We start from the raw sequence: 25,109 nt of genomic DNA on the forward strand, positions 1-25,109 counted from the left end.
AGTTCTAGCCTATCCGGGTTCTTGTCCCATCGCTTCCGTAAAATTACGGACCTTCCCCGCCGCCAAAGTGGTCTTCACGATAACTTTACATTGGGTTGCTCGACTCCGGATTGCCAATCTCAGTAAAACTGGAACCCACGTAAGGCACACAGAGATTGACGGGTTTGTTTTGCGGCAAAGTTGAGCAAAGAGGAATAGGAGGGAACTGAACAGCCCAGTATAAATCCCTGCCGCTTCCAGTTCCGAGGCGATCGCAGCAATCAGCCATTGATACAATGGGGGGGGCTGATTTTAAATACAGTGTATTTCCCTGATTCCGAGGATGAGTGAGACTACGCCGAAACAGGAGGGGTCAGTGGATAACTTTTTAAGGCGGTCAGTTCAAGACGGTTTGGGGCATCGCTTCCCCTTGTGGGATAACGATGAGCCATTCTAATTGATGACTGCCCTAGGGGGGAATCATCGAGGGAAATCGCTCAATGATTCGCGGGTTACTCAGGCCGATCGCCAAGTTTCTGTCCAAGGCCCGCCGCCGGTTTCGACGCCACAGAGGGAACTGGTGGCCTGAAAAATTACCGAAGATTGGCCCCCGAGGCGCGATCGCAGAGTGAGAGTGAGGTGCCCATGCATGGTATCACGGCAGACAAAGGTTAATCCCTCTTGGGTGGGTGCACGCAGGCGCGTTCCCGGTTGATCCGTGGTGGCGGTGAGTTCTACGGTAAAGCGATCGTTACTCGCCTGCATTTGCCACCGACCCCAAGGGTCAATCTCCCAACTCACTTGAGCATTCCAGGGGACAAATTCATAAAACTCACCGCGATAATGGATACAAATCAGGGCCACGGACTCCATCCACCAGAGGACCCCCCGGCGTCCCCCGCCAGCGGTTAAAGCGAGGTCCGGTTCATCGTCAAAGCAGTTACAATTAACCCAAAACCATTTTTCGGGAAAGGCTCCCCCCCAGTTTTTCTCGGCATAGGCAGGGGCATTGGTAAATTCATAGCGCTTGCTGTTCCAATCGATCCAACCTGTTGCCAAACCGTGGGCCATCAAAATTTGCCAACCGGGTTCAAACATGGGTAAAAATGACAGTAAACCGGCGGTTGCTAACTGACCCCGCTGGCGATCGCCCCATCCGTAGATGGGGGAGATGGCATATTGCCACTCGCAACGTTGTCCCGTCCCGGGGTCGCACAATTTGCCCTGATGCCAAGTGGCAGTCCCTTGATACCCTTGTTCAATGTAGCGATCGAACTCATGGGGGGATAAATAGTTGGGTGGGTAAGGTAACTCGGTTTTTCCCCAGTGACCCAGGGCTAAACTGTTAGACCAGGCCCAAAATCCTTTAACATCAGGAAAGGTCCGGCATAAATAGCCATCATCCGGCCCTAAAATTTGCGCACCGCCGCCACTATAGGGCGAACCGCCTGCGGGGTCTTCGATAGAATACATAAAGGCAAAAGTTTGGCGGTCCGTGGGTAAGGTGACCCGATAATACCACCCTTCAAAAAACCGGCGTGGACTACTCTGCCAATGGTATCCGCTGTGGGGAGTTTGGCGTTCTAGTGTGGTCATAGTTGGGTTGTCGTTGGTCATGCTTTCTCGTTTCCTTCGCTTCTAACAAAAATTAGATTTTATCGCTTATTTTAGGGTTTAATTATAGCAAAAAAAATCAAGGGGGTTTAAAGCCATCCCAGGCAGGAGTTCGCTTTAAAATGAAACCCCTTAAATCATTAAGAAGAGACAATTTTATCCCCCCCCTGGGCAAGGGGAGGTATAGAATCAGGGGTCAACTCTATTGAAATAGGGATTCGAGTCAATTTGTAAAAAGAAGTCCACCTATTTTTCTTTCCTCTCCAATTTCAATCTAAAATAGGATAAACTAGCAATCAGTACCAGCCAAACAGGTGGGTTGATTCCAGAGGGTCACCTCGGGAAAAAGGGAGAGGGCAACCGGATAGACTGGCGCGATCGCCAGGGTTCACAGGGGGGAGGGTGCAGAAGCTTCACTCGCCTTTAAGCGCAGATATAGAACAAGATTGGGGCTGGTCGAAAGGATGATTCTGATGGGACTAAGGGAAAGTCGATGCTGGAAGCAAATCGTTTGTTATGTTCGTTCGATATAGAATCTGCAATTGACCGAAATGTCCAGATTGTTGCCGCAGATACCCCCTTGCTTGAGGCGATCGCATTGATGAGGAGTCAGGGGCGATCGCCTAACGATCCAGTCTCGTCCTACAAGCAGACTACTGAATCTTCCTCTGGTCAAGAGGGAACAGAACCCTGCCTCTTTGTCATGGATGAGACTCAGGCGATCGGGTTATTAACTCCCCGGCATATTGTGGAATTTTTAGGAACAAACCAATCTTTGAAAACAACTACCGTGGCAGCGGTAATGCAGAAGTGTTCAATCTTTATTAAAGAATCCGAATGTCGCGATATTTCTAGGATTCTTACTTGGTTTCAGCAAGGTATTCATCACCTTCCCATTCTCAGCGATTCTAATCATCAAATAGTCGGTTGTCTCACCCCTTCCCGACTGCTACAAAGATTTTATGTGTCTCCCTCGGGCAAGGTCCTGGATAATGCGGTCCCGACCCACCATCATGGAGCGGGAGAATTAAATTCGGCCCGTCACCCTAAAAAATCATTGATTCCTCGATTTAAACCCTTATCAAAATCAGGTTTAGTGGGGTACAAAAAGAGGTCAGAAGGACGCATTGGGCAGCGCATTAAAATTATGCCTTATATTAAAAATTGCTCCCCAGAAACCAACTTTCTGAAGAAATCAAGCTGTTTGAGTAACCTCTCGGTACAACCCAGCTTAAATCCTAACTTATCCGAAATATTTATAGTGTTGGATTTACTTAAAGCTGAGCCAGTTCTAACGGACAATGACAAAGTTTTGCGGGCGGTATTTGCCGCCTTGAGTGATATTATTCTCGTCATTGATGAAACCACCAATAAAATCAAAGTCGCGCCAACCCATCCCACCCTAGTCCACTCAGCAGAAAATTATCAATTAATCAGCCAGACCCTGGAATTTTTTTTTAATGGGTCAGAATCCAAAACCTTTTTAGGCCCAATTCGCAAGTCCTTGCAAACCCAGACCTCGATTCAATTTGATTATTTTTTACACCTCGGAAAAGAGCAAAAGCGATTTACCGCCAGTATTTCCCCCCTCTCCAGCCACTCAGTCATCTGGGTAGGGCGGGACATTACCGATCGCCATGAGGCGGTTGAAGCGTTGCAATATTCAGAATCCTTGCTGACGGGGCTTTTAAATAGTTCTTTGGATGGCATTATGGCCTTCAAAGCTATCCGAAATTCTGAAGAAACTATCATTGATTTTCAGTGGCTAACGATTAATCCTATCGCCGAGAAAATCGTCGGACGCCGCCGGGAAGATGTGCTGGGAAAATATCTGCTGCAAGAAATGCCCGGAAATCTCGAAACTGGATTATTTGAACGCTACGTCGAGGTGGTCAATACCCAACAACCCTTAGAATTAGAATTTTATTACAACCATGAAGGAATCCAGGCTTGGTTTAAAATGATGGCCGTTAAATTAGAGGACGGGTTTACCGTAACTTTTCGCAATATTACCGAGGATAAGCAATCCGAAGCCACTTTGCAACAAGCTAACGATAAGCTGGTTCGTTGGGTGGAAGAACTCAAACAACGGAATCGAGAAATGGCCTTATTGGGGGAAATGAATGAGTTGTTGCAAGCTTGCGAAACCCTAGAGGAAGCTTACAAAGCAATCGGGCTAAAACTGCCTCAGTTATTCCCCTCTTGTTCCGGGGGACTAGCGGCGATCGACTCCTTTAAAAACCGTGTGGAAACTGTTGCCACTTGGGGAAAACTTCCCGGCAGTAAACCTTGGTTTGCCCCCCATGAATGTTGGGCTTTACGACGAGGGCGATCGCATCGGGTAGACAATAGTCCCTTTAGTTTATTTTGTGACCATTTTCACCCCCACCCTTCCCCTGTAGAATCTCTCTGCATTCCGATGATGGCCCAGGGAACTATCTCCGGATTACTGTATTTAATTTCTAGCCATCCAGGGCGATTAAGCGACGGCAAACAACAGTTAGCCCGCACCGTTTCCGAACAAATTGCCTTAGCCTTAGCTAATATTAAACTCCGAGAAACCCTCCATACCCAAAGCATTCGCGATTCCCTCACTGGACTGTTTAATCGCCGTTACCTAGAAGAAACCCTAGAAAGAGAACTTCAACGCGCTCACCGGCAGGATCAATCCCTCGGCATCATCATGATTGATATTGACCATTTCAAACATTTTAACGATACTTTCGGCCATGATGCTGGGGATGCTGTGTTGCGACAAGTGGGAGAATTATTACGGAAAAATATTCGGGGTTCAGATATTGCCTGCCGCTACGGCGGTGAAGAATTTACCCTAATTTTGCCCGATGCTACTTTATCAGAAACCTATCGTCGCGCCGAACAAATCCGGGAAGCCATTAAAAACTTAGTTTTAGAACATCGAGGGGAATTAGTGGGAATCATTACCGCTTCCCTAGGAATTGCTTGCTATCCCACCGCAGGAGTCAACGGAGATGACCTGATTCGGGCTGCTGATATGGCCCTCTACCGCGCCAAAGCCCTGGGACGCGATCGCGTGGTTACCGCAGGCAGCTATCCCATCTAAACCCTTGACCCCTCCCTTCCCCATACCCATCCTCGGGACGCGCGATCGCCAAGTCACGAGGAACCCCTCTTCCCATCTGGATAGGTTATAACGGCAAGTCTTATACAGTGGGGGTTTTTAGTCTGTTTTTAACCGACTGTAGAGGCGATCGCGCTCACGCCCCTACAGGCTATAATAAACTGAAAACTGTTCTATAATAATTAGGATTTGGCTGTGACTGAAGCAAAAACTTATAAAGATACCGTCAACCTGCCAAAAACTGGCTTTGACATGAGGGCTAACGCCGTCACGCGGGAACCCGAACTCCAGAAATTTTGGGCCGAACATCAAATCTATGAACGCCTGTCACAGAACAATCCCGGTGAGTTGTTCATCCTTCATGATGGGCCGCCCTACGCCAACGGGTCCCTCCACATGGGACACGCCCTGAACAAAGTCCTGAAAGACATCATCAACAAGTATAAGTTACTGCGCGGCCACCAAGTCCGCTATGTCCCCGGTTGGGATTGTCATGGGTTACCCATCGAACTGAAAGTGCTACAGGCGATGAAATCCAAGGAACGTCAAAACCTGACTCCCTTAACATTGCGCCAAAAAGCTCAAGAATTTGCCCTGAAAACCGTTGAGGAACAAAAAGAGAGTTTCAAACGGTATGGGGTCTGGGGAGATTGGGAAAATCCTTACCTCACTTTAAAACCGGAATACGAAGCCGCCCAAATTGGTGTCTTTGGTAAGATGGTCCTGAAAGGCTATATCTACCGAGGGCGAAAACCCGTGCATTGGAGTCCGAGTTCTCAAACTGCCCTTGCCGAAGCAGAATTAGAATATCCCGAAGGTCACACTTCCCGCAGTATCTATGCGGCATTCCACATCACTAAGTTAGCGGAGACCGCTGCCGCACTTCAACCCTACATGAAACAATTGTGGGTGGGAATCTGGACGACGACCCCTTGGACGATTCCGGGAAACTTAGCGGTGAGTGTGAATCCCCAACTCGAATATGCGATCGTGGAAACCGGACCGGACTATGAACCGGCATCGGGCAAGTTCCTAATTGTTGCTGCCGAATTAGTCGATCGCCTCTCGGAAACCCTGGGAACTCCCCTCACAGTCCAAGCCAAAATCAAAGGCAAAGACTTAGAAGGATGTGAGTACAAACATCCCCTGTGCGATCGCACCAGTCCCGTAGTTATCGGCGGCGATTACGTCACCACCGAATCGGGGACCGGACTGGTACATACCGCCCCCGGACATGGTTTGGAAGATTACCAAGTGGGACAACGCTATGGTTTACCCATCTTAGCCCCGGTGGATGGTAACGGCAACTTTACGGAAGAAGCGGGAGAATTTGCCGGATTAAATGTTCTCGATGAAGGCAATACCGCCGTCATCGAAGCCTTAAAAAAAGCCAAATCTCTCCTCAAAGAAGAACCCTACGTTCATAAATATCCCTACGATTGGCGCACCAAAAAACCCACCATTTTCCGGGCAACAGAACAATGGTTTGCCTCCGTGGATGGATTCCGAGATGAAGCCATGAAAGCCATTTCTGAGGTCAAATGGGTTCCCGCCCAAGGAGAAAATCGGATTGCCTCAATGGTCTCAGAACGGTCCGATTGGTGTATCTCCCGGCAACGCAGTTGGGGCGTTCCCATCCCGGTGTTTTATGAAGAAGAAACCGGCGAACCCTTAATGACCGAAGAAACCATCGCTCATGTTCAGGCCATTGTAGCCGAAAAAGGGTCCGATGCCTGGTGGGAATTACCCATCGAAGACCTCTTACCCGAACCTTATCGCAGCAACGGTAAAACCTACCGCAAAGGCACCGACACAATGGATGTCTGGTTCGATTCCGGTTCCTCCTGGGCCGCAGTCGTCGGGGGTCGCGAAGAATTGCGCTATCCCGCAGACCTTTATTTAGAAGGGTCTGACCAACATCGCGGCTGGTTCCAATCCAGCTTACTCACCAGCGTTGCTAATAATAGCATCGCCCCTTATAAAAGCGTTTTGACTCATGGATTTGTTCTCGACGAGAACAACCGCAAAATGAGCAAATCCCTGGGCAACGTTGTCGATCCAGCCACCATCATCAACGGCGGAAAAAACCAAAAAGAAGAACCGCCTTATGGGGCCGATGTTCTCCGATTATGGGTTTCTTCGGTGGATTATTCCTCCGATGTTCCTATCGGAAAAAATATCCTAAAACAACTCTCAGATATCTATCGAAAAATCCGTAACACGGCGCGATTTTTACTGGGAAATTTAGATGATTTTGACCCAGCAAAAGATGCCGTTCCCTACGAAGAGTTGCCGGAATTAGACCGATATATGCTGCATCGAATGACGGAGGTTTTTGCCGAAGTTACCGATGCCTTTGAGAGTTATCAATTCTTCCGGTTCTTCCAAACCGTGCAGAATTTCTGCGTAGTTGATTTGTCCAACTTTTACCTAGATATTGCCAAAGACCGCCTGTATATCAGTGCAGTGGATGCCAAACGGCGCAGAAGCTGTCAAACCGTCCTGGCAGTCGCCCTGGAAAACCTCGCCAAAGCAGTCGCCCCGGTATTGTGCCATATCGCCGAAGATATCTGGCAAAATCTCCCCTATTCCACCCCCTATCAATCGGTCTTTGAAGCAGGTTGGGTGCAGGTAGAAGACCGATGGAAACAACCGGAACTCGCCAAAACCTGGCAAACCCTGCGCCAACTGCGCGGGGAAGTCAACCAAGTGCTAGAAAAGGCACGTCAAAATAAAGCAGTCGGGTCTTCCTTAGAGGCGAAAGTCTTGTTATACGTTGAGGATATCCCACTGCGACAAGCATTAGGGAACCTGAACCCAGCGCGATCGCTGGGAACCGTCCCGACAACCACCACCGTCGCCAATCCCCCGGAAGAAACACCGGCAACGACAATCACCCTCCCCCAGACAACGGCAACTCCTCCCTCACGGGAAGATATCCCCCAATGGCAGCAACTACTTAATGCTGCCTTAGCAGTCATGGCAGAATTACCCCGATATCTGGGAATATTTTTCTCCGACTATCGCCGACCCTTGGTGACTGTGGGATTAATTGTGAGTGGTACAGTCTCCCTGATTGTCTTAGGCGCAATTGTCGATGCGATCGCCGATTTCCCCTTGCTTCCGGGTTTACTGGAACTAATTGGCATCGGATACAGTGGATGGTTTGTCAACCGCTATGTCTTACGCGCCAATAACCGCAAAGAACTCACAGATACCGTTGCCTCCGTGAGTAACTATGTCCTCGGCAAAACCCAAACCGATGCGGCGATCGAGGCAATAGAGGCATTTGAAGAGGCAATCGAAGAGGCGATCGCCCACCACCCGGCAACGGTCCCCTCTCCCACCCCAGTCGTCCCCGTCTCCCAAACCATTGGCAACGGTGTAGACGAACTGCGATATCTGTTCATCACCTCCCAAGTCGAAGTGCTAGACAACCCGCAACCACTGGAAGCGTTGAAATATACCGCACAAGTCAACGGATGGGGAATCGGTGTCGTGGATGCAGAAGGAGAGAAATGCGATCGCTGTTGGAACTACTCGACTCACGTCGGTGAATCCGAGGAAGATCCAACTATTTGCGATCGGTGTGTTGCTGCCTTAGCAGGTGAGTTCTAAATCCTATGTAGGGGCGTATTGCATACGCCCTCTTGGGCGCAAGCATTGCGCCCCTACAAGAAACAGGCGATCAAGTACAATCATTGCAGCAATTCCCAGTCACTCTCGGGAACACTATCCATAATGTTATCTGACAAGATTTTAATTTGTCCCGCCAAATCCGGGTGAGGGATTCTCCGTTTAATATCAGAGTCTTTTGCCTCATCAAGAACCCGAAAAGTTACCTCAACTCGCTTGTTCGGCGGTAATTTGGGAATGTGTTTAAGATTCCCTAACCCATCGGTTTCTAAGATTAAACGTTCTACCTGCATCATTCACTCCTTTGTCATGGGGAAATCGCTTGTTACCGAAAATTGTGGCAGGGGGTAAAACCCGGAAAAAATCCCCGGGACAGATGAGTTTACCTTGGGACCGCTGGGATGCAATGGATCCAGAAATTGAGTCCATCGCATCCAGGTTTGTCTTGGCGAACTGTTACGATCCCCGGGTGGCCTCTCTATAATTCTTTCATTCGTTCGATGAAGGGCCTCCCTCTCCCCTCAGTGCCAGGTAACGGAACCGTGAAATAGTGATTCTTTCCTTGAAAAAGGGCCGGAAATAATTTGTAATAATTTTTGGAAACGCTTACAGGTTACAATTTACAAGTCTGGACGCGAGAGAAGAAGGATGTACACCCCCTCAACTTCCCACATCACATCATCCAACCTCACACCACACACATAATTACCATAATATAAAGGAAGGTGACCCGGGGGTGCTTTTGAGGTGAAAGTGCATTCATCATACCTCAACCATTTCCCTTCTTTTCTCCACCCTACCCGATCGCCCAGCCGACATTCGGTCTCATAATAGTCCACTTTCCCACCGCATTCTTGCCAGATGCGCTTCTGAACCGAAAACCCAAAGCAGCCATTGCTGTATTGTACCCAAAGGCCGTCAATTTGACGCAAATCTTCACAGGGGAATTGGTTGATAGAATCCTCATCCAACCATCCGTCTTCTTCTCTCCCCGCCACCTGGAGCATCAGTCGTGCAGTTTCTTCATCCGCCTCCCGCCATTTGCCTGCTGCCAGGAATAGCTGTAATTTCTGATAGCGGGGGGAAACGGTCGTTATCGGAATGTGAGTATGCAGCAGAGACAACCACTCACCCATCGTTTGGGGTCGGTTTTTAGGGTTTAACTCCATCCCCTTTAACACCGCTTTGTTAACCGTATTGCTCAGACTCGGCACGAATTTTTTGGGTGGCACTAATTCTACATCATCAATTTTTCGGTCAAAAGAACTCGCCGGACGTTTCCCCGTCAGGGCATAATATAAAGAGGCGCTGAGGGTGTAAATATCCACCGTCGGTTCCCGAAACCCTCTCATCTGTTCAAAGGGGGCAAATGCTGGATTCCAGCCATACTTGGAACTGACAGTAACTGGAACCATTTCTCCGGCAATTCCAAAATCAATCAGAACCGCCTGATCACCCCGAAACATAATATTTCCTGGATGAGCATCGCGATGGACTAATCCCGCCTCATGTACTCGCTGCAACGCCCCGCCAATCTGTTGAAAATATCTCACCGCTTCGGCTTCGGGTAACGCACCCTGACCTTGCACCCGTTGCAAGAGGTTCTCCCCGGGAATAAAATCCATCACCATGCAGTGAGTATCCCCTTCTTGAAATAAGTCAAAAACTCGGACAATATGGGGATGCGGATTGGTGCAGAGTTGAGCAATCCGCTGTCCCTCTTTGATAAATCGGTCCACAAATTTAGGATACTCTGGGTCGAGTTGCAGATGTTCGTTAGGGGTTTTGATGACAAAATCTTGGTCGAGTTTCAGGTGACGCGCTTGATAGGTGATGCCGAATCCCCCTTGTCCTAAAACCCGTTCGATGCGGTAATCCCGACTCTGCAATTGATATCCGTTCGACCAGACCATACCCGTTGTGGATAGAGAACAGGTTCTATTATCTCATAGTTTTCTCGATTTGAATGTTAATTGTCGGGTAAAGATACTGCAGGGGGAGGACGATAGGGCGGTACTTTATCCTGATGGATTGAGGGTGGCGCACACAGGGAGGGAATGTCAGATAAATCAGCGATCGCTAAGATGCAAAAACCTGGGAATTTGACTGACGCCCCCTCCTATCCTTTTGAGGCGTAGACTGGTAACATCTAAAGGCTAAGACTTATGCCAGATTTTTGAATTCAATATTGTTACAATGGAAATCGATGACATAGTAGAGGCTATTCAATCGGGTCGAGTTATTCCATCTCGCCACAGTCTCAATGAAGCTGTGGCAGATAACCTACTAATCGATGAAATCTATGGGTCAGTCGTAGAAGGAGGCGACATCATTGAAGATTACCCCGATGCCTATCCCTCACCCGCTTGTCTGATCCTCGGATTTAATACTATCGGGGATCCCATTCATAGTGTTTGGACTTATAATCCAGTTACGCAAATGGCGAAATTAATTACCGTTTACCGTCCCGAGCGCAACCGTTGGATAAATTGGAGAATCAGAAAATGACACTAAAACAGTTGCAAGACTGGGCGCAGTCCCAGATTGATAATACAGCTCAACCCGAAATTAGACCGGATATTGGAATCAGCGTTTTGCAATTAATTGAAGAATTGGAGGAATTACAAAGTCGGGTCCAAGAATTGGAAGTGCAGCATAATTTAAACTCCTCAATTCATAGCTGAATCCCTAGACTTGATCAAGGGGTTAAGAAACTGTTAATTGTGGGAGTAAGATCCAGTAAAATACAAAGTCTCACATCCAAAATTAACAGCAGGGGAGGACAAGGTACTGTCCTGTCCCTACGGTTGGATAGTCTCTGAGGTGGGAGGTTCGGGGTTAGGTGGCGGTGGGGAATTGGAGTTTAAATAGGTCAATAATGCAATCATTAACGTCCCAATTGCCCCCACTGCAATGATGGCGTTGAACCATTCCATTGCATTCCAATTGGGCAAAGGAATCGGTTTTTTAACGCCTAATAATTTTAACCATTCCTGCACAGTTTGGGGCCGATCGCCTGAATCAAGAGCCATTGCTTTTAAGATAGCCTGATTCGTGCGATCGCTGATGTTTGAATTAATCTCTTTAGGCGGAATCAATCGCGCATCAGCATCTTTTCGCTCAATCGCACTCACCGGCACTTGTCCCGTCAGTAATTCATACAAAGTCGCCGCCAATCCATACAGATCCGTATAAGCACCGCGTGGTCTCCTTTGAGAATACATTTCTAGGGCCGAATATCCCTGTTCACCATACCGAGTTGTGGTCAAGGGATGGTCAAATGCCCTTGCTAACCCAAAATCAATTAACACCGCCTCGGAAGTTCCCCCGCGCAATACAATATTGTCCGGTTTAATATCCAGATGCTGCAATTGATGAGAATGCACCTCCATCAATGCCTCTCCAATTTGCTGAATATATCGTAATGCTAACTTTTCCGGTAACTGCTTTTGGGCACGACTTGCCAAATCAACCCCATCAATATACTCCATGACAATACAGCACAGTTTCCCCTCTTTCAAGCTTTCCTGGACTTGGACAATATGCCGATTATGACTGCACTTAGCCAATTTGACTGCTTCATTCCAAAACTTGGACTCCAGTTCGTCAATTTCTCCTGGACTCAATTGATGCAGCAAACTGTCATTGAGGGTTTTAATCGCGACGGCATTCCCTGCGGCATCCTTCGCTTTATAAGTAATCCCAAACCTCCCTTTTCCCAGCACCTTTTCAATGCTGTATTTGCCCCCTTGGATCTGCTGACCTACGGTTAAAGTCATGGCTCAACCCTCCCTTGACTTTTTCTTTCATTGTGGCATAAGCTGAAAAATTCAGCAATGCCTCCCTCAATGATGCTACAGAGAAATGATCCGGCTGTATTTTTGCCGAAAATAGGATAATATATGATTATCCCATTTTATCTCTAAAATCCTCATGCACCCACAACGAATTGAACCCGGTCCTGGACAAGAATCCGTTTGGGATTATCCTCGTCCTCCTCGGTTGGAAGATGTCTCCAAACAGATTCAAATTATCTTTAATGGAGAACCAATTGCGGATACTCGTAACGCGAAGCGAGTCCTGGAAACCAGTCATCCGCCGGTTTATTATATCCCGCCGGAAGATATCAAAATGGAATATCTGACGCGAACTCCTAAAAGTAGTTTCTGCGAGTGGAAAGGGTCAGCGGGATATTACACGGTGACGGTTAAGGAAAAACAAGCGCCGAATTGTGCATGGTTTTATCCGAATCCTACTCCCCAATTTGAAGGGATTAAAGATTATGTGGCATTCTATCCAGAAGTGATGGATGTTTGCTATGTGGATGGGGAAGAAGTGCAACCGCAACCCGGTGGATTTTATGGGGGTTGGATTACTTCGGATATTGTTGGACCTTTTAAGGGTATTCCTGGTAGTTGGGGATGGTAGGTAGACCGACAGACGGATGGGGGTTTAAACCCCCGTCTAATAGCTTAAGTCGGATAAATCCGACTACAATTTAGGAGTGGAGGTTTGGATTTTTAAGTAATCTAAGGCTAAGAAGAGGGCGGCAACGCTTCCGGAGACGCAGATTTCTCCCTGGGTAATTTTGTCTAAAATGGCATTAAGGGGGACTAAAACCACTTCTATCTGTTCGGTAATATCTAAAATTTGCTGTCCTGACTCTTTTGCATCTTTGCCTAAAAAAATATGAATGGTATTGGTGTCTTTAACGGGATTATCATAGAGGGTGGCAAGTTTAATTAAATTCTGGCAATAGTAACCTGTTTCTTCGGTCATTTCACGCGCTGCTGCTGCTTCTGCCCTTTCGGTTTCTGGATTGAATCCGCCAGCAGGTAATTCTAACAAAATTTCCCCGACTCCATGCCGATATTGTCGCACGAATACGATTTCTTGATGGGGGGTAACGGGAACGACTAAGGCAATATCTGGACGGACATTTACAAAAAAATCATCAATGATTTCGCCGGTTGGCAGTTCGATTTCATCTTGGCGAACTTTGCACCATTGGTTATCGAAGACTAGGCGCGAGCGCAACTGTTTCCATTTCTGCAATTCTTTCATACAATAAAAGTAGTTTCTCTATTTGACAATAACTTTACTACTATGACCGATAAAATCACAGTGATTCAAGGCGATATTACCAAACAACAGGTGGATGCGATCGTCAATGCCGCCAATACCAGTCTATTAGGCGGAGGCGGGGTTGATGGTGCCATCCACCGCGCAGCAGGTTCGGGTTTGTTGGCTGAATGTCGCACTCTTAACGGCTGTAAAACCGGCGAAGCTAAGATAACCCTGGGCTACAATCTCCCGGCAAACTATGTGATTCATACGGTTGGTCCTGTATGGCAAGGGGGGAAGCATGATGAAGATAAATTGCTGGCAAGCTGTTATTATGAAAGTTTAAAGTTGGCCGAAAAACATCAGCTAAAAACTATCGCTTTTCCCGCAATTAGCACGGGAATTTATGGGTTTCCAATGGAACGGGCTGCTAGAATAGCGGTGAAGACTGTGCAGCAATTTTTAACCCAAAGTAATGCCATCTCTCAAGTTTACTTTGTCTGCTTTAGCAAAGAATCCTATCAGTACCATTTAAGGGCGATCGGCACTCATAACCCATAAAACAGTAGGTTTTCTCGTGACGCGGCTCTGCCGTGTCACGCTCTGAAGGAGGCTCTGCCTCCAGTCCCAAAGCAATGGCTTAATCTGCTTCAACTCCTCACGAAAAGTACAGGCGGCAGAGCCGCCAAGAATGCGTGACGCGGCAGAGCCACGTCACGAGGAAACCTACTCTCTGTAGGCACGTTCTGCGGTCCAATGGCGGTCCGAAGACGCATAAACTTTAACCCCTTCTAATCCCGCCAATTCTATCATGTTTTGTACCTCTTCTAGGGTAAATGCAGCTATCAATGAATCTCGAAATAACTGCGTCTGATAGTCATTATATTCTGGTCCAATTCGAGCAACAATTTTATCTACCGTTTCTATATCCGAGGGTCGCATTAAATCGCGCAAAAATATCCCGCCATTGGGTTTTAAAACCCGTTTCAGTTCTTGGAAAAAGGGCATCGGGTCCGGGAGATGATGGATGATGCTATTGGAAATTACCATATCAAAGGTACTGTCATGATAGGGCATCTGTTTGGCATCGATATACTCTAAGTGAATTTGCTCTTGTAATCCAGCGGATTGCACATTTTTCCTCCCGACTTGTAACATATTGTGCGAAAGGTCGATCGCCCGAATGTGCCACTGGGGGCGACGCTGCACGATTAAAATGGGAATTCTGGCGGTCCCGGTTCCCGCATCCAGGACCAACGCCGACTCGGGACCGACTGCGATCGCACTTTCCGCAAAAGCGGTATTCACCTCCAAAAAATCCATTGCGTCATACGCCGTAGCATCCTCCCATGTATCCATCACTTCCGGTTCTAACACTCGTTTCATCATCTCACTTACCGCTCAGGGGTTCCATTGCTATTTTAGGCCGGATTGGACGCCCAAACCCACCTCGTCACTAACCCCTTAACTGCTTATTGTTAATTGTTAACAATTAACACAAAGTAGCCTCTGAATTCAAGGCTTTAAAGTGATTTGGATCACTGATAATGCTCAATAGGTTGATATAATCAATTTAAAGCGAAGTCGGTATGAGTTTGAATAAAGCCATGACAAATCCAGTAGTAGAAAACGTTGTGATTATCGGATCTGGCCCTGCCGGATTCACTGCCGCCATTTATGCGGGACGGGCGAATCTGAAACCCGTGGTATTTGAAGGGTTCCAGAAGGGAGGCATTCCCGGAGGACAATTAATGACCACCACAGAAGTAGAGAACTTCCCGGGGTTTCCCGAGGGGATTACAGGACCGAAACTCATGGAACGGATGAAACTCCAGGCGCAACGCTGGGGGGCTGAATTGTACATGGAAGATGTGCAATCGGTGGATTTGAGTCAGCGTCCCTTCGTAATCCGTTCAGAGGAACGCGAAGTTAAGGCCCATACGGTGATTATTGCCACAGGGGCCACGGCCAAACGGCTGGGACTCTCCAGCGAGCACCAGTTTTGGAGTCGTGGGGTCTCTGCCTGTGCGATTTGCGATGGGGCCAGTCCCATTTTTAAAGGCGTCGCCTTAGCAGTGGTGGGTGGCGGAGACACTGCGGCAGAAGAAGCGGTGTATTTGACCAAATATGGGACTCATGTTCACCTGTTAGTTCGTCGGGAGGAAATGCGCGCCTCCAAAGCGATGCAAGACCGGGTATTGAAGAACCCCAAAATTACAGTTCATTGGAATACGGAGACCGTGGATATCTTGGGAAATGAGGACCGGATGGAGGGGATTAAAGTTAGAAACATCAAAACTGGAGAAGAAACTGATTTGCAGGTTCGGGGATTGTTTTATGCGATCGGCCATACTCCAAATACCCAACTGTTTAAAGGTCAACTGGAACTAGATGAACTCGGATATATTGTCACAAAACCGGGAAGCGTTGAAACCAGCGTAGAAGGGGTTTATGCTGTCGGAGATGTGCAAGACCATGAGTTTCGCCAAGCGATTACCGCAGCGGGAACGGGTTGTATGGGGGCGATGTTAGCGGAACGGTGGTTATCGGTGAATGGGTTAGTTCAAGAGTTCCATCAAACCGAAGCATCAGAGAAAGCGCCAGAACCAGAAAAAGAACAAATATCCGATACGGAAGAGAATTTCGATCCGACTGCAACGCGCCATGTGGGCGGGTTGGCCTTGCGGAAGTTGTACCATGCCAGCGATCGCTTGATTGTGGTCAAATATTCCGCCCCCTCCTGCGGTCCTTGCCATACCCTGAAACCGATTCTCAGTAAAGTGATTGATGAGTTTGATGGCAAGGTTCACTATGTCGAAATCGACATTGAAGCCGACCCAGAAATTGCGGACAATGCGGGAGTAACCGGAACGCCCACGGTGCAGTTCTTTAAGGATAAGGGATTAGTGGATCAAGTCCGGGGAGTCAAACAAAAAAGTTTGTACCGAGAAATGATTCAAAACAATTTGTAAGCCTTAACTCCCAGGTTGATTCGGAGTGGGGTGGTTAATTGACTGCCCCACTTTAACGCCTGAAGTCGTTACTACGAAACTTGTAACACAATGGCAAATGACCAACGACAAATGACAAATCTATCGCATCCATAAGCGCCGTTGCCATGCTTTTAAAAAAAGCAATACCGGAAACTGATAATATTCAACTATCAGCCACAGGACAATGGTGAGGTGACCGCAAAAGGTGGCGATCGTCCAAAAAGCCGGAACCCAACTCAAGCTACTGCCGGGGACTGGGGGGAAAATATAGGCCCCGAGTCCGACTAACAGGGTGGGGAGGGTAATGATGGCGATCGCAGCGATCGCAATTTCCCATCCAAATTCTACCCCAGCCCGAGGTAATCCTTGCCATTGGCGACCATTCCAATGCCAGGTAATTGGCGGCACAGTATCCGCTAAACTGAGCGCATTTTGGTCTAAGTTCGCGGTAAAAATGCGGCTGCAAAAGTTACAGCCAAAGGCATCCATCATCGCCAGGTTAGAGAGTTCCCCATAGCGACAAACCGGACAGCGATAAACGCCGTAATAGCTTAATGGAATCGGTCCGGGGAGAGATTTACGCCCCATTCTATCCCCTGGATTGGTTCCGAAATTTTGCTGGGTCATGGCATCCCTTTGAACGTTTTAGGTGAAGGCAGCTTTATTGATTTTAAACAAATTGAACAGGGGATATTTTATAGAGTAGCCCGCGCAGGCGGGCTTTGTCCGTGTAGCCCCAGGCTGGACGCTGCGGGTTTTGAACTCGGACCCCACCGTAACCCTCCCCAAGACACAGGGGAGGGGACCGGAGGGGCAGTAACAACCTACTCTGGTAAGGGGGTAGGGCCTGGGGCCGAAAAACCGTTTTCAAAAACAAAAAAGACGCGCACTTGGCACGTCTTTAAAGGATAATTCATGGGGATAGGAGAGGATTCTTTCTCTTACCGACCGGCGTGATAATCTTTAAAAGATTGGTAACCGTTTTGCTCATCGTACAAGTGACACTTATCGGTAATTTCCTTCATCAAGGACCATGAAAAAGTGGTTTTATGAAGGTATTTGCCCCAATTTTGTTCCAAACTTTGATGAGCTTCCCGTAAATTGTAAGACGGAATTGCCGTGGAGAGGTGATGGGGAATATGAACATTAATATCGTGACAGAGGAATTCCACCCAGCGGGGATAATCACAATGAACCGTACCGCTTAATTGGGCTTTTGCTTCATGCCAATCTTCTGGGAAAGCAAAGGAAATATTCGGGGTGGTATGGTGAACGATGGTGAAGGTACTCATCCAGAAATGGTAGACCATCCAAGGCATCAGCCAAAATTTTACAAATCCCCAAATTCCAGTGGTAGCAATTAGAGTGGGGAAGGCGATCGCAGCAAAAGCGATGACAACTAAAGCCGAAAATTTCACTTGTTCCCGTTTCTTGCCTTCATAACGCCACCAATCAAAGTGCAATCCAGCCCAGTGGACGATGGAACCCATCCACCAGAAGCGTCCCCGGAGGAAGCGATAAAAGGTTTTCATAAAAGTGCTGAGATTTTCATAAACGTCCGGCAACCAAGGTTCCCAGGCATTATCTTCCAGCAGTTTATTCGTGTGTTTGTGGTGGTGATTGTGACCAATTCGCCAGCCATGAAACGGGTAAATTAAGGGCAGCATCATAAGATGACCGACCAAATCATTAACCCATTTGCGATTGGCAAAGGAACGGTGACCACAATCATGGGCAATCACAAAAAAACCCGTTAGGGCTGTCCCCGTATAGATCCACAGGATCGGCAACAAAAATGCGGGAGAAACGGCTAATGCCCAGTAGCCGAGGGCGACTAATAATACATTGATAATAACTCTAGTCCATGCTTTCCGCCGATTTTTGAGAAATACATCTTTCGGCAAGGTCCTCAAAATATCTCTCAGACGTAGAGAAGAAGGGAAGGAATCGGGTCCCAATGTTTGAGGGGTTACTTGAGGCTTTAATGTTGATGCTGTCATCTATTAAATCTAACTTCTTCGGTTGCTAATCGTATGAATCCCCCGATCGCCGCAGGATAAATTCCTGCTGACTCAAAGGGTGAGTAGCAGGGCCGTCTTGCGTGCAATCTGATGATTGATGAATGCCTGTTCAGGGCAAAATACGGATCACACACTCCGCATCCCTGGGGTTTAGAAACCTGGCACGTCATAAAACTTTACCTTTTATAGCACATCTTGCGATCGCACAGCAGGAATTTTTAGAGCCAGGGTTTTTCCCTCACATTTTTCCCCTAGGGGATTGACAAGAGACTTTTATTATGCAGAATCTCGGAATCGCTCAAAAAAACCGGCAGGGGCTTGACTCGCCGGGAACAGTGTGCTTAACAAATAGTGGGGGTCCCACTGTCCCGGTCGGAGTTGGACTGCCTTAATTTTTCGAGGAAGAAGCAGGAACGGAATTTTCTGGGTTGGAGTGATGCTGTTTCAAGGTTTGCAACTGTTGCATCAGGTAGTCTGCTTCGGCGTGCAAGTGCAAGAACTTGACCTGCTGATCAGCCTGGTAGAGGGATTTGAGCATTTTAATCAGGCGATCGCCGTTATTCTGGGAAGCATTAGAAGCGATCGCTACGCTAGAGGCACTCTGAACGGTTTCGGAGGTGGGTCGGCTAGAAATAACAGTGGGCATCAGTCGTTTAAAGTTTAGTAATTTTTACTTAGGCAAATCACCTGGCTATTTTATCTCAACACCAGAAAAAAAAAGCATCGAATTTATCAAAATTCCAAATTTTGTCATTGGTCATTGGTCATTGGTCATTGGTCATTGGTCCTTTGTCCTTGGTCATTGGTTTTGTGGAGGGATAAAGACTCAGAATCAACCAACGGCCAGTGACCAGTGACCAATGACCAACGACAAATGACCAGCGACCAGTGACCAGTGACCAATGACCAATGACCAACGACCAATGACCAACAACCGGCGAACTTTTGACGAGTGGGCTACACTTGGATTAGACTGTAAGGCTATTTGAAGTCCAAAGAATTAACACACGGTGACCCTGAGTTATTCTCCCGTTCCCTCCCCAACTTCCGGTGCAACTCCAGCAGATGCCCCCCTTCGGTCCTCATACTGGCCCGGTCTCATCCAGGCTTACCGGCAGTATCTGCCCGTCAGCGACCAGACTCCAGTCGTTACCCTCCAAGAAGGTAACACCCCCCTGATTCCCGCCCCAGCGATCGCCCAAATCATCGGCAGACAGGTGCAAGTGTACGTCAAATATGACGGACTCAACCCCACCGGCAGCTTTAAAGACCGGGGGATGACAATGGCAATTTCCAAAGCCAAAGAGGAAGGGGCCAAAGCCGTCATCTGTGCCAGTACCGGCAACACCTCCGCCTCTGCTGCTGCCTATGCCAGACGCGCCGGAATGCGGGCATTTGTCCTGATTCCCGATGGCTATGTCGCCCTGGGTAAACTCGCCCAAGCCTTACTCTATGGTGCAGAAGTCTTAGCCATTAAAGGAAATTTCGACAAAGCTTTAGAAATTGTCCGGGATATGGCCGAACATTATCCCGTTACCTTGGTCAACTCCGTCAATCCCTATCGCCTCGAAGGGCAGAAAACTGGAGCATTTGAGGTCGTGGATGCCTTGGGTAACGCTCCCGATTGGCTGTGCATTCCTGTGGGCAATGCTGGCAATATTTCCGCCTATTGGATGGGATTTTGTCAGTATCATCAAGCCGGGAAATGCGATCGCCTCCCGCAAATGATGGGCTTTCAAGCCGCTGGTGCAGCCCCCCTCGTCAACGGCCAACCTGTCCCCAATCCCGAAACCCTTGCCACCGCCATCCGCATCGGAAATCCCGCCAGTTGGGATAAGGCGATCGCCGCCCAAGAGTCCTCGGGAGGCAGTTTTAATGCGGTCACCGACGACGAAATTCTCGATGCCTATCGTCTTTTAGCCTCCCAGGAAGGAGTATTCTGCGAACCCGCCTCCGCTGCCTCCGTTGCGGGATTACTCAAGGTCAAAGACCAAGTACCCACCGGGGCCACCGTCGTTTGCGTCCTCACCGGCAATGGACTCAAAGACCCTGATACCGCGATTAAACATAGTAACAATCCCTTTAAACAAGGCATCGAACCCGAAATGGAAGCCGTAGCAAAAGTGATGGGATTTTAGGTCCTCATCACCACAGTCCTTGGTCATTTGTCATTTGTCATTGGTCATTTGTCATGGGTTGTTGGTTTGTTCTGAGTATTCAACCCTCCTAATGACCAAGGACCAACGACCAAGGACCAAGGACCAACGACCAATGACCAACGACCAAGGACCAATGACCAATGACCAAGAACCAACGACCAAGGACAACTGCGTTAATCTTCTCTCTTGGGGTTTAATGAAGTGCCACTGACGAGACGGGCCAAATCGAGATTGAGTCCAGATTTCGTTCCCGGTTGGCCTTTTTTCAGGAGTTCCACCGTATCTCCCAGGGCACTGGTTAAACTCTGGCGGGTTTGTTCATGACTGGCTTTTTCCGCTTCAAGCAATTCAGTCATTCGTGACAGTTCTTGGGCGAGGCGATCGCGTTCCAGGAAGGCTTCAATCAATTTTCCCTTCACTTCATCCGGTCCCATTCCCGCCAACTCTTGCAACAGTTCCGAGGGGGCAATGGCCCGAGGCAACGATGAGGGTCCCGCTTGCAACCGTTCTAGTTCAGCTTTCAGAGTGGCGACTGCATCCGTCAACTGCTCAACCTGGGTTCGCCGTTGCTGCGCTTCCGTCGTGTAAAGTCCCCGCCAGCGATCGGCACCCGCTTCCGCCGCATCCCGTTCTTGTTCGGCACGGATGATTTCCTGTTTCAGGGATCTAATTTCTTCCAACCACTGCGAGACATTTTCCGACATTGGCAACTCCCAATCAATTTTCCACCGGACTACCCCAGGAAAAACCCAGTTTCTAGAGTTCAGCTGAGTTCTCTAATCATGACAACGTGACCCTGTTTTACAGAAACCCGGTTGATCTGCATCAGTCCTATTCAACTCTAGTTAAGCGTATAGAGTGTAAATTAAGATGGGTATAGGTTTAGTTTTTTTCCAATCCAATCCCCTGGGATTTGCGATCGCCCACCCATAGCGATCCGCCCAACTCGGCCCCATCCGGGGTCAAAAATGGCATTTTAGAGGGCTAATCTAACATAGAGGGAGCCATAGCGTCGTGAAGTTGCCCAAACTATCTCTCGGAAGTTTCCTCATCTGGTGGAGAGGCATAGGAGCGGGGATGGGTCCCTCCTTGCAACCCCTGCTGCGGTTTTTGCAGTTTTTTTCCTATCTCAAATTTTCCACCCTGTGCGAAGTTGCCGATCGCGCCAGCCAACAGCGATTAACAGGTTTATCAGCAGAAATGGCCTACCATGCCATGTTATCTCTGTTTCCCGCTATTCTAGCAGTCGTTGCTTCCATTGGTCTATTTGAAGTCTTACAAGCTACTTTGTTCAATCTAGCTAATCAACTCGCTGAGGTGATACCCCTTGAAGTTTGGAACACCATTCGCGGGTTGATTCGAGAAATTCTCCAAAGTCGGAATCAGGAAGTATTTTCCCTAGGGTTTGTCGCAGCGCTTTGGGTTTTTTCCGGGGTCATGGGTGCAGCAATGGCCGCTTTAGATCAAATTCATCAAATTCCCCACAAACAGAGGCGGCCTTTTTGGAAGGCGAAACTGGTGGCGATCGGTCTAGCGATGGGGAGCATTATTCTATTTATTGTGGCCTCGTTTCTAATTTTTATTAGTGACTGGGTGATTCAGTTACTCGCCCGTCGCAGTTGTTTAATCGATTCGGGTCAAAATTGTTTATTTGAATCGGGATTTCTCTGCCTGTTGAAACCTCTACCGAGTTGCCCTCTGGAAGGACGATTGTTGGAGGTGTGGCATTTTTGGAGTCGTCCCCTGACGTTACTGATTGTTTCGGTTGCCTTTGCCTTTATTTATCGGTTTGGTCCCTCCCACCGTCGGCGGGATACGCCCCTAATTCCGGGCGCTTTTATTGCCGCTATTGTATGGGCGATTATTTCCAGTTTGTTTCGCCTTTATGTATTACATTTTGGAAATTATAATCGGACTTATGGGGCAGTGGGAACAATTATTATTTTGCTCTTATGGCTTTATTTGAGTTCGTTGGTGACTCTTTTAGGCGCTCAACTGAATGTGACGGTGGGGGCTGCCATGCGTCGCGATCGCGCCATTTACTATCGGGTTAAGAAGCCTGATAGGGGTGAATAAGTCTTCGGATTTTAAGGGGAAAGAAGGCGTTAGGGGTGAATTTGAACTCACAGAACGACCGCAAGCCGTTACTCTGAACAGGGGAGGATAACGACTTGCGATCGTTGCTTTAGTGGGTTTTAGCCGACTACAGCTATAAGGACGCCAATGTTTAAAACCCTGGGGTTATCTTTGAAAGGGTGAGGTCTAATAATCGGGTTGATTTAATAGCGCCTAGGGGTTTGGAGACGATAAATGACCCCCAAGGTAATGGACAGAAAAATTAAGAGCCATAGGACACCGCTGGAAATTCCCGTCAAAATGCGCAGACCTCGGAGTATCCAAAGGGCTACCGTGAGACCGGCAATGCTCCAAAATACTTTTAATACGATCTGCTTTTGATTCAAAGGTTTAATCTGAGGTCAAACGGTAATGTAAAATAAAATTGTAGCAGATTTTAGGTGCAAAGGAATAAAGGAACGCGATCTCATAACTTTTCCGATTTGCCCTAAGATTTGGAGGGGTGCGGCGATCGCCCCTAGGAACTCCGTAGAATCCTCAATTGCCAATTTCTTACGGAAAATCTAAAATCGGAAATTTAAAGTCTAAAATCTACACCTCCCATGATGCCCACCCGTCAAACCCTGAATTTCCCTGATCTCCAGCTTTCTTATCTGGAATGGAATCGCGGAAAAGAGCCGTTATTGTTGTTGCATGGGTTGGGAGACCATGCTTTGGTTTGGGCGAGTTTAGGGGAATACCTAAGCGATCGCTATCATATTATTGCACCGGATCTGCGGGGTCACGGTTATAGCAGTAAACCTGTAAAGGGTTACACCACCTCGGATATACTCGGGGATCTCGAAGGTTTACTGGCTCATCTGCGGTGGCGATCGGCTCATGTTTTGGCCCATTCTTGGAGTGCGAAAATTGCCCCAATTTGGGCGCGATCGCATCCTGAACGCTTTAATAGCATGATTTTGGTGGACCCCATCTTTATCACCAAGATGCCATCGATCATGAAACTGAGTTTTCCCATCCTTTACCGCACTTTAGCTTGCCTAAAAATGATGGGTCCCTTTCCCAGCTATGAAGCAGCACAAGCGCAGGCGCAGCAGTTGGGGCAATACAGCGGGTGGAGTCCCCTGCAACAACAGGTTTTTCAAGAAGGGATTGAGAAAAAACCCAATGGAGAGTGGGGGAGTAAGTTTACGATCGCTGCCCGAGATGGCATTTTTGAGGATGTCCTGCGCGTGGACGGATTAACCGAACCCCTATTAACCCCTACCCTATTCATTCAACCCAAACAGGGTGTTAATCGTGCCCAATGGCAAATTAAGCCTTACAAAACTTATCTAAAAAATCTGACTCACCATCGGATTGAGGGCAATCACTGGCCCTTTTTAGCGCAGGCAGAGGCTTTCAATGCGATCGTTGCGGATTTTTTAACCAGGGTTTCTACAAAAAAATCGGGTGATTAGGGACCTATCCCGGAGTGGAGAGTAGACAAATTCCACTTAGACTTGTTATCACTTGAGGGGTTATACATCCGAGGGGTGTCACCCCACATCTTGACGCTTTACACTTCTACATGAGAATCTGTTTCCCTAAAGCACGGAGAAAATAGTAATGACTGGATCGAATTTAGCCTTTGATTTTACGCGATTGTCCAGACCCAAATCAGCAGAGGAAGAGAAGCTGCTGAGTCGAACGAATTCAGACAATGCTGTAGCAATCAACTCCACCGAAACTGACTCATTCATAAACGGGATCAGCGAGCAAGCTGAACTCAACCGCGATCGCCTCTGGGAAGACGTCCTGCGGCAACTGGGTCAAGAACTCGAACAACGCAGACAACAGCAAGGACTCTCTCGCGAAGAACTCTACAACTTGACCCATGTCCCCCAGCATCAGATCCAGGCCCTCGAAACCGGGTTGATCGAGAAATTACCCCAGGATATCTATGTCCGAGGGTTTGTCCGTCGTCTTGGGGATGCCTTGGGATTAGATGGGTCCGTTTTAGCCGATTCTTTACCCGAACGGAATCCCATCCAAACCGTCGCCCGTTCGACAAACCCCTCAAAATTTGTTTTTAGCTTGTCTTTGAGCCCCATCCATCTTTACCTGGTCTATGGCATCCTTTTGGTGGGTGCAATCCTAGGGCTATCATTCCAGAAAGCCCACAACGCATCGATGTCCCCGTCCAATCCGGCTCTTTCCTATCCCGTTGATGTCAACCCCTAAAAAACCGGCCCAATCCGGCCAAAGCTCGTGAATGCAGGGATTATTAACCCAATAACTGAAAAGCTCTAGGTTATTTAGCCCTAACGGATTGTCTTGAATCGTCAATTCCAACAGCACAATTTCCCGGGAATTGTCCCGTGGCAGGGGCCAAGGGGGTGGGTTTTGTCCCCTTGAGGATGTAGAGTCGAGGGTTGGCCAGCACTTGGGGATATTTCCAGACCAACCCCAAGCCGAGTGGACTGGG

At 48.1% G+C, this 25,109-nt stretch carries 22 protein-coding genes; 11 read left to right on the forward strand and 11 right to left on the reverse strand.

The genetic code is table 11. From position 1 onward, the window contains the following. Positions 1-9: 9 nt before the first annotated feature. Positions 10-276 (reverse strand): hypothetical protein, encoded by a 267-nt coding sequence (locus tag NG792_RS20305; protein WP_261236595.1) that lies wholly within the window; start codon positions 274-276, stop codon positions 10-12. Between the two features lie 219 nt (positions 277-495). Next, the gene (locus NG792_RS20310) at positions 496-1,575 is read right to left on the reverse strand and encodes a tocopherol cyclase family protein (RefSeq protein ID WP_261200121.1); all 1,080 of its coding nucleotides are present in this window, start codon (positions 1,573-1,575) and stop codon (positions 496-498) included. A 511-nt stretch (positions 1,576-2,086) separates the two neighbouring features. Between NG792_RS20310 and NG792_RS20315 the strand changes: the two genes are divergently transcribed. Together NG792_RS20315 and ileS are read left to right on the forward strand one after the other, a co-directional pair. Next, complete coding sequence (locus NG792_RS20315) at positions 2,087-4,675, forward strand: diguanylate cyclase (RefSeq protein ID WP_261236596.1); 2,589 nt, start codon at positions 2,087-2,089, stop codon at positions 4,673-4,675. Positions 4,676-4,888: 213 nt separating this feature from the next. After that, positions 4,889-8,311: an isoleucine--tRNA ligase gene (gene ileS, locus NG792_RS20320; RefSeq protein WP_261236597.1), complete on the forward strand. Its 3,423-nt coding sequence runs from the start codon at positions 4,889-4,891 to the stop codon at positions 8,309-8,311. Positions 8,312-8,391: 80 nt separating this feature from the next. On the opposite strand, the gene NG792_RS20325 is transcribed toward ileS, so the two are convergent. Both NG792_RS20325 and NG792_RS20330 read right to left on the reverse strand, forming a co-directional pair. Beyond that, the gene (locus tag NG792_RS20325) at positions 8,392-8,625 is read right to left on the reverse strand and encodes a hypothetical protein (RefSeq protein ID WP_261236598.1); all 234 of its coding nucleotides are present in this window, start codon (positions 8,623-8,625) and stop codon (positions 8,392-8,394) included. A gap of 324 nt (positions 8,626-8,949) precedes the next feature. Next, complete coding sequence (locus NG792_RS20330) at positions 8,950-10,242, reverse strand: serine/threonine-protein kinase (protein ID WP_261236599.1); 1,293 nt, start codon at positions 10,240-10,242, stop codon at positions 8,950-8,952. A gap of 283 nt (positions 10,243-10,525) precedes the next feature. Here NG792_RS20330 and NG792_RS20335 point away from each other — a divergent pair, with 283 nt between their 5' ends. Next, complete coding sequence (locus NG792_RS20335; protein ID WP_261236600.1) at positions 10,526-10,837, forward strand: DUF4258 domain-containing protein; 312 nt, start codon at positions 10,526-10,528, stop codon at positions 10,835-10,837. Next, on the forward strand, positions 10,834-11,013 hold the full coding sequence (locus tag NG792_RS20340) for a hypothetical protein (protein ID WP_261236601.1): 180 nt from the start codon (positions 10,834-10,836) through the stop codon (positions 11,011-11,013). Before NG792_RS20335 ends, NG792_RS20340 begins: the two co-directional genes overlap by 4 nt. A 117-nt stretch (positions 11,014-11,130) precedes the next feature. On the opposite strand, the gene NG792_RS20345 is transcribed toward NG792_RS20340, so the two are convergent. Continuing rightward, on the reverse strand, positions 11,131-12,108 hold the full coding sequence (locus NG792_RS20345; RefSeq protein WP_261236602.1) for a serine/threonine protein kinase: 978 nt from the start codon (positions 12,106-12,108) through the stop codon (positions 11,131-11,133). Between the two features lie 154 nt (positions 12,109-12,262). Here NG792_RS20345 and NG792_RS20350 point away from each other — a divergent pair, with 154 nt between their 5' ends. Beyond that, a complete protein-coding gene (locus NG792_RS20350) occupies positions 12,263-12,757 on the forward strand; it encodes a DUF427 domain-containing protein (RefSeq protein ID WP_261236603.1) in 495 nt (164 codons plus the stop codon). A 63-nt stretch (positions 12,758-12,820) separates the two neighbouring features. Here NG792_RS20350 and NG792_RS20355 read toward each other — a convergent pair whose 3' ends face one another. Next, positions 12,821-13,393 carry an NUDIX hydrolase gene (locus tag NG792_RS20355; protein WP_261236604.1) on the reverse strand — a complete coding sequence of 191 codons (573 nt, stop codon included), beginning with the start codon at positions 13,391-13,393 and terminating at the stop codon, positions 12,821-12,823. A gap of 42 nt (positions 13,394-13,435) precedes the next feature. Between NG792_RS20355 and NG792_RS20360 the strand changes: the two genes are divergently transcribed. Next, positions 13,436-13,954 carry an O-acetyl-ADP-ribose deacetylase gene (locus NG792_RS20360; RefSeq protein WP_261236605.1) on the forward strand — a complete coding sequence of 173 codons (519 nt, stop codon included), beginning with the start codon at positions 13,436-13,438 and terminating at the stop codon, positions 13,952-13,954. Positions 13,955-14,119: 165 nt separating this feature from the next. Here the strand turns inward: NG792_RS20360 and NG792_RS20365 are convergent, their stop codons facing one another. After that, positions 14,120-14,779 carry a class I SAM-dependent methyltransferase gene (locus NG792_RS20365; protein ID WP_261236622.1) on the reverse strand — a complete coding sequence of 220 codons (660 nt, stop codon included), beginning with the start codon at positions 14,777-14,779 and terminating at the stop codon, positions 14,120-14,122. Positions 14,780-15,000: 221 nt separating this feature from the next. On the opposite strand from NG792_RS20365, the gene trxB reads away from it, so the two are divergent. Then, positions 15,001-16,365: a thioredoxin-disulfide reductase gene (gene trxB, locus NG792_RS20370; protein WP_261200112.1), complete on the forward strand. Its 1,365-nt coding sequence runs from the start codon at positions 15,001-15,003 to the stop codon at positions 16,363-16,365. Positions 16,366-16,485: 120 nt separating this feature from the next. On the opposite strand, the gene NG792_RS20375 is transcribed toward trxB, so the two are convergent. The 3 genes from NG792_RS20375 to NG792_RS20385 all read right to left on the reverse strand — a co-directional run bounded on the left by NG792_RS20375 (position 16,486) and on the right by NG792_RS20385 (position 19,053). Next, positions 16,486-17,013, reverse strand: coding sequence for a hypothetical protein (locus NG792_RS20375; RefSeq protein ID WP_261236606.1), 528 nt, complete (start codon positions 17,011-17,013; stop codon positions 16,486-16,488). A 314-nt stretch (positions 17,014-17,327) separates the two neighbouring features. After that, a complete protein-coding gene (locus tag NG792_RS20380) occupies positions 17,328-18,386 on the reverse strand; it encodes a fatty acid desaturase (RefSeq protein WP_261236607.1) in 1,059 nt (352 codons plus the stop codon). Positions 18,387-18,795: 409 nt separating this feature from the next. Continuing rightward, positions 18,796-19,053, reverse strand: coding sequence for a hypothetical protein (locus tag NG792_RS20385; protein WP_261236608.1), 258 nt, complete (start codon positions 19,051-19,053; stop codon positions 18,796-18,798). 364 nt (positions 19,054-19,417) lie between these two features. Between NG792_RS20385 and thrC the strand changes: the two genes are divergently transcribed. After that, complete coding sequence (thrC, locus tag NG792_RS20390; protein ID WP_435387593.1) at positions 19,418-20,545, forward strand: threonine synthase; 1,128 nt, start codon at positions 19,418-19,420, stop codon at positions 20,543-20,545. 194 nt (positions 20,546-20,739) lie between these two features. Here the strand turns inward: thrC and NG792_RS20395 are convergent, their stop codons facing one another. Then, a complete protein-coding gene (locus NG792_RS20395; protein WP_261200108.1) occupies positions 20,740-21,270 on the reverse strand; it encodes a hypothetical protein in 531 nt (176 codons plus the stop codon). Between the two features lie 373 nt (positions 21,271-21,643). Between NG792_RS20395 and NG792_RS20400 the strand changes: the two genes are divergently transcribed. The 3 genes from NG792_RS20400 to NG792_RS20410 all read left to right on the forward strand — a co-directional run bounded on the left by NG792_RS20400 (position 21,644) and on the right by NG792_RS20410 (position 24,865). Continuing rightward, entirely contained in the window at positions 21,644-22,642 is a 999-nt protein-coding gene (locus tag NG792_RS20400; RefSeq protein ID WP_261236609.1) for a YihY/virulence factor BrkB family protein, read from the forward strand. Between the two features lie 602 nt (positions 22,643-23,244). Next, complete coding sequence (locus tag NG792_RS20405; protein WP_261236610.1) at positions 23,245-24,102, forward strand: alpha/beta fold hydrolase; 858 nt, start codon at positions 23,245-23,247, stop codon at positions 24,100-24,102. A 148-nt stretch (positions 24,103-24,250) separates the two neighbouring features. Then, positions 24,251-24,865, forward strand: a complete 615-nt coding sequence (locus NG792_RS20410) for a helix-turn-helix domain-containing protein (protein ID WP_261236611.1) — start codon at positions 24,251-24,253, stop codon at positions 24,863-24,865. Positions 24,866-25,109 lie beyond the last annotated feature (244 nt).

It is taken from the genome of Laspinema olomoucense D3b, from assembly GCF_025370785.1.
GTDB lineage: Bacteria > Cyanobacteriota > Cyanobacteriia > Cyanobacteriales > Laspinemataceae > Laspinema > Laspinema olomoucense.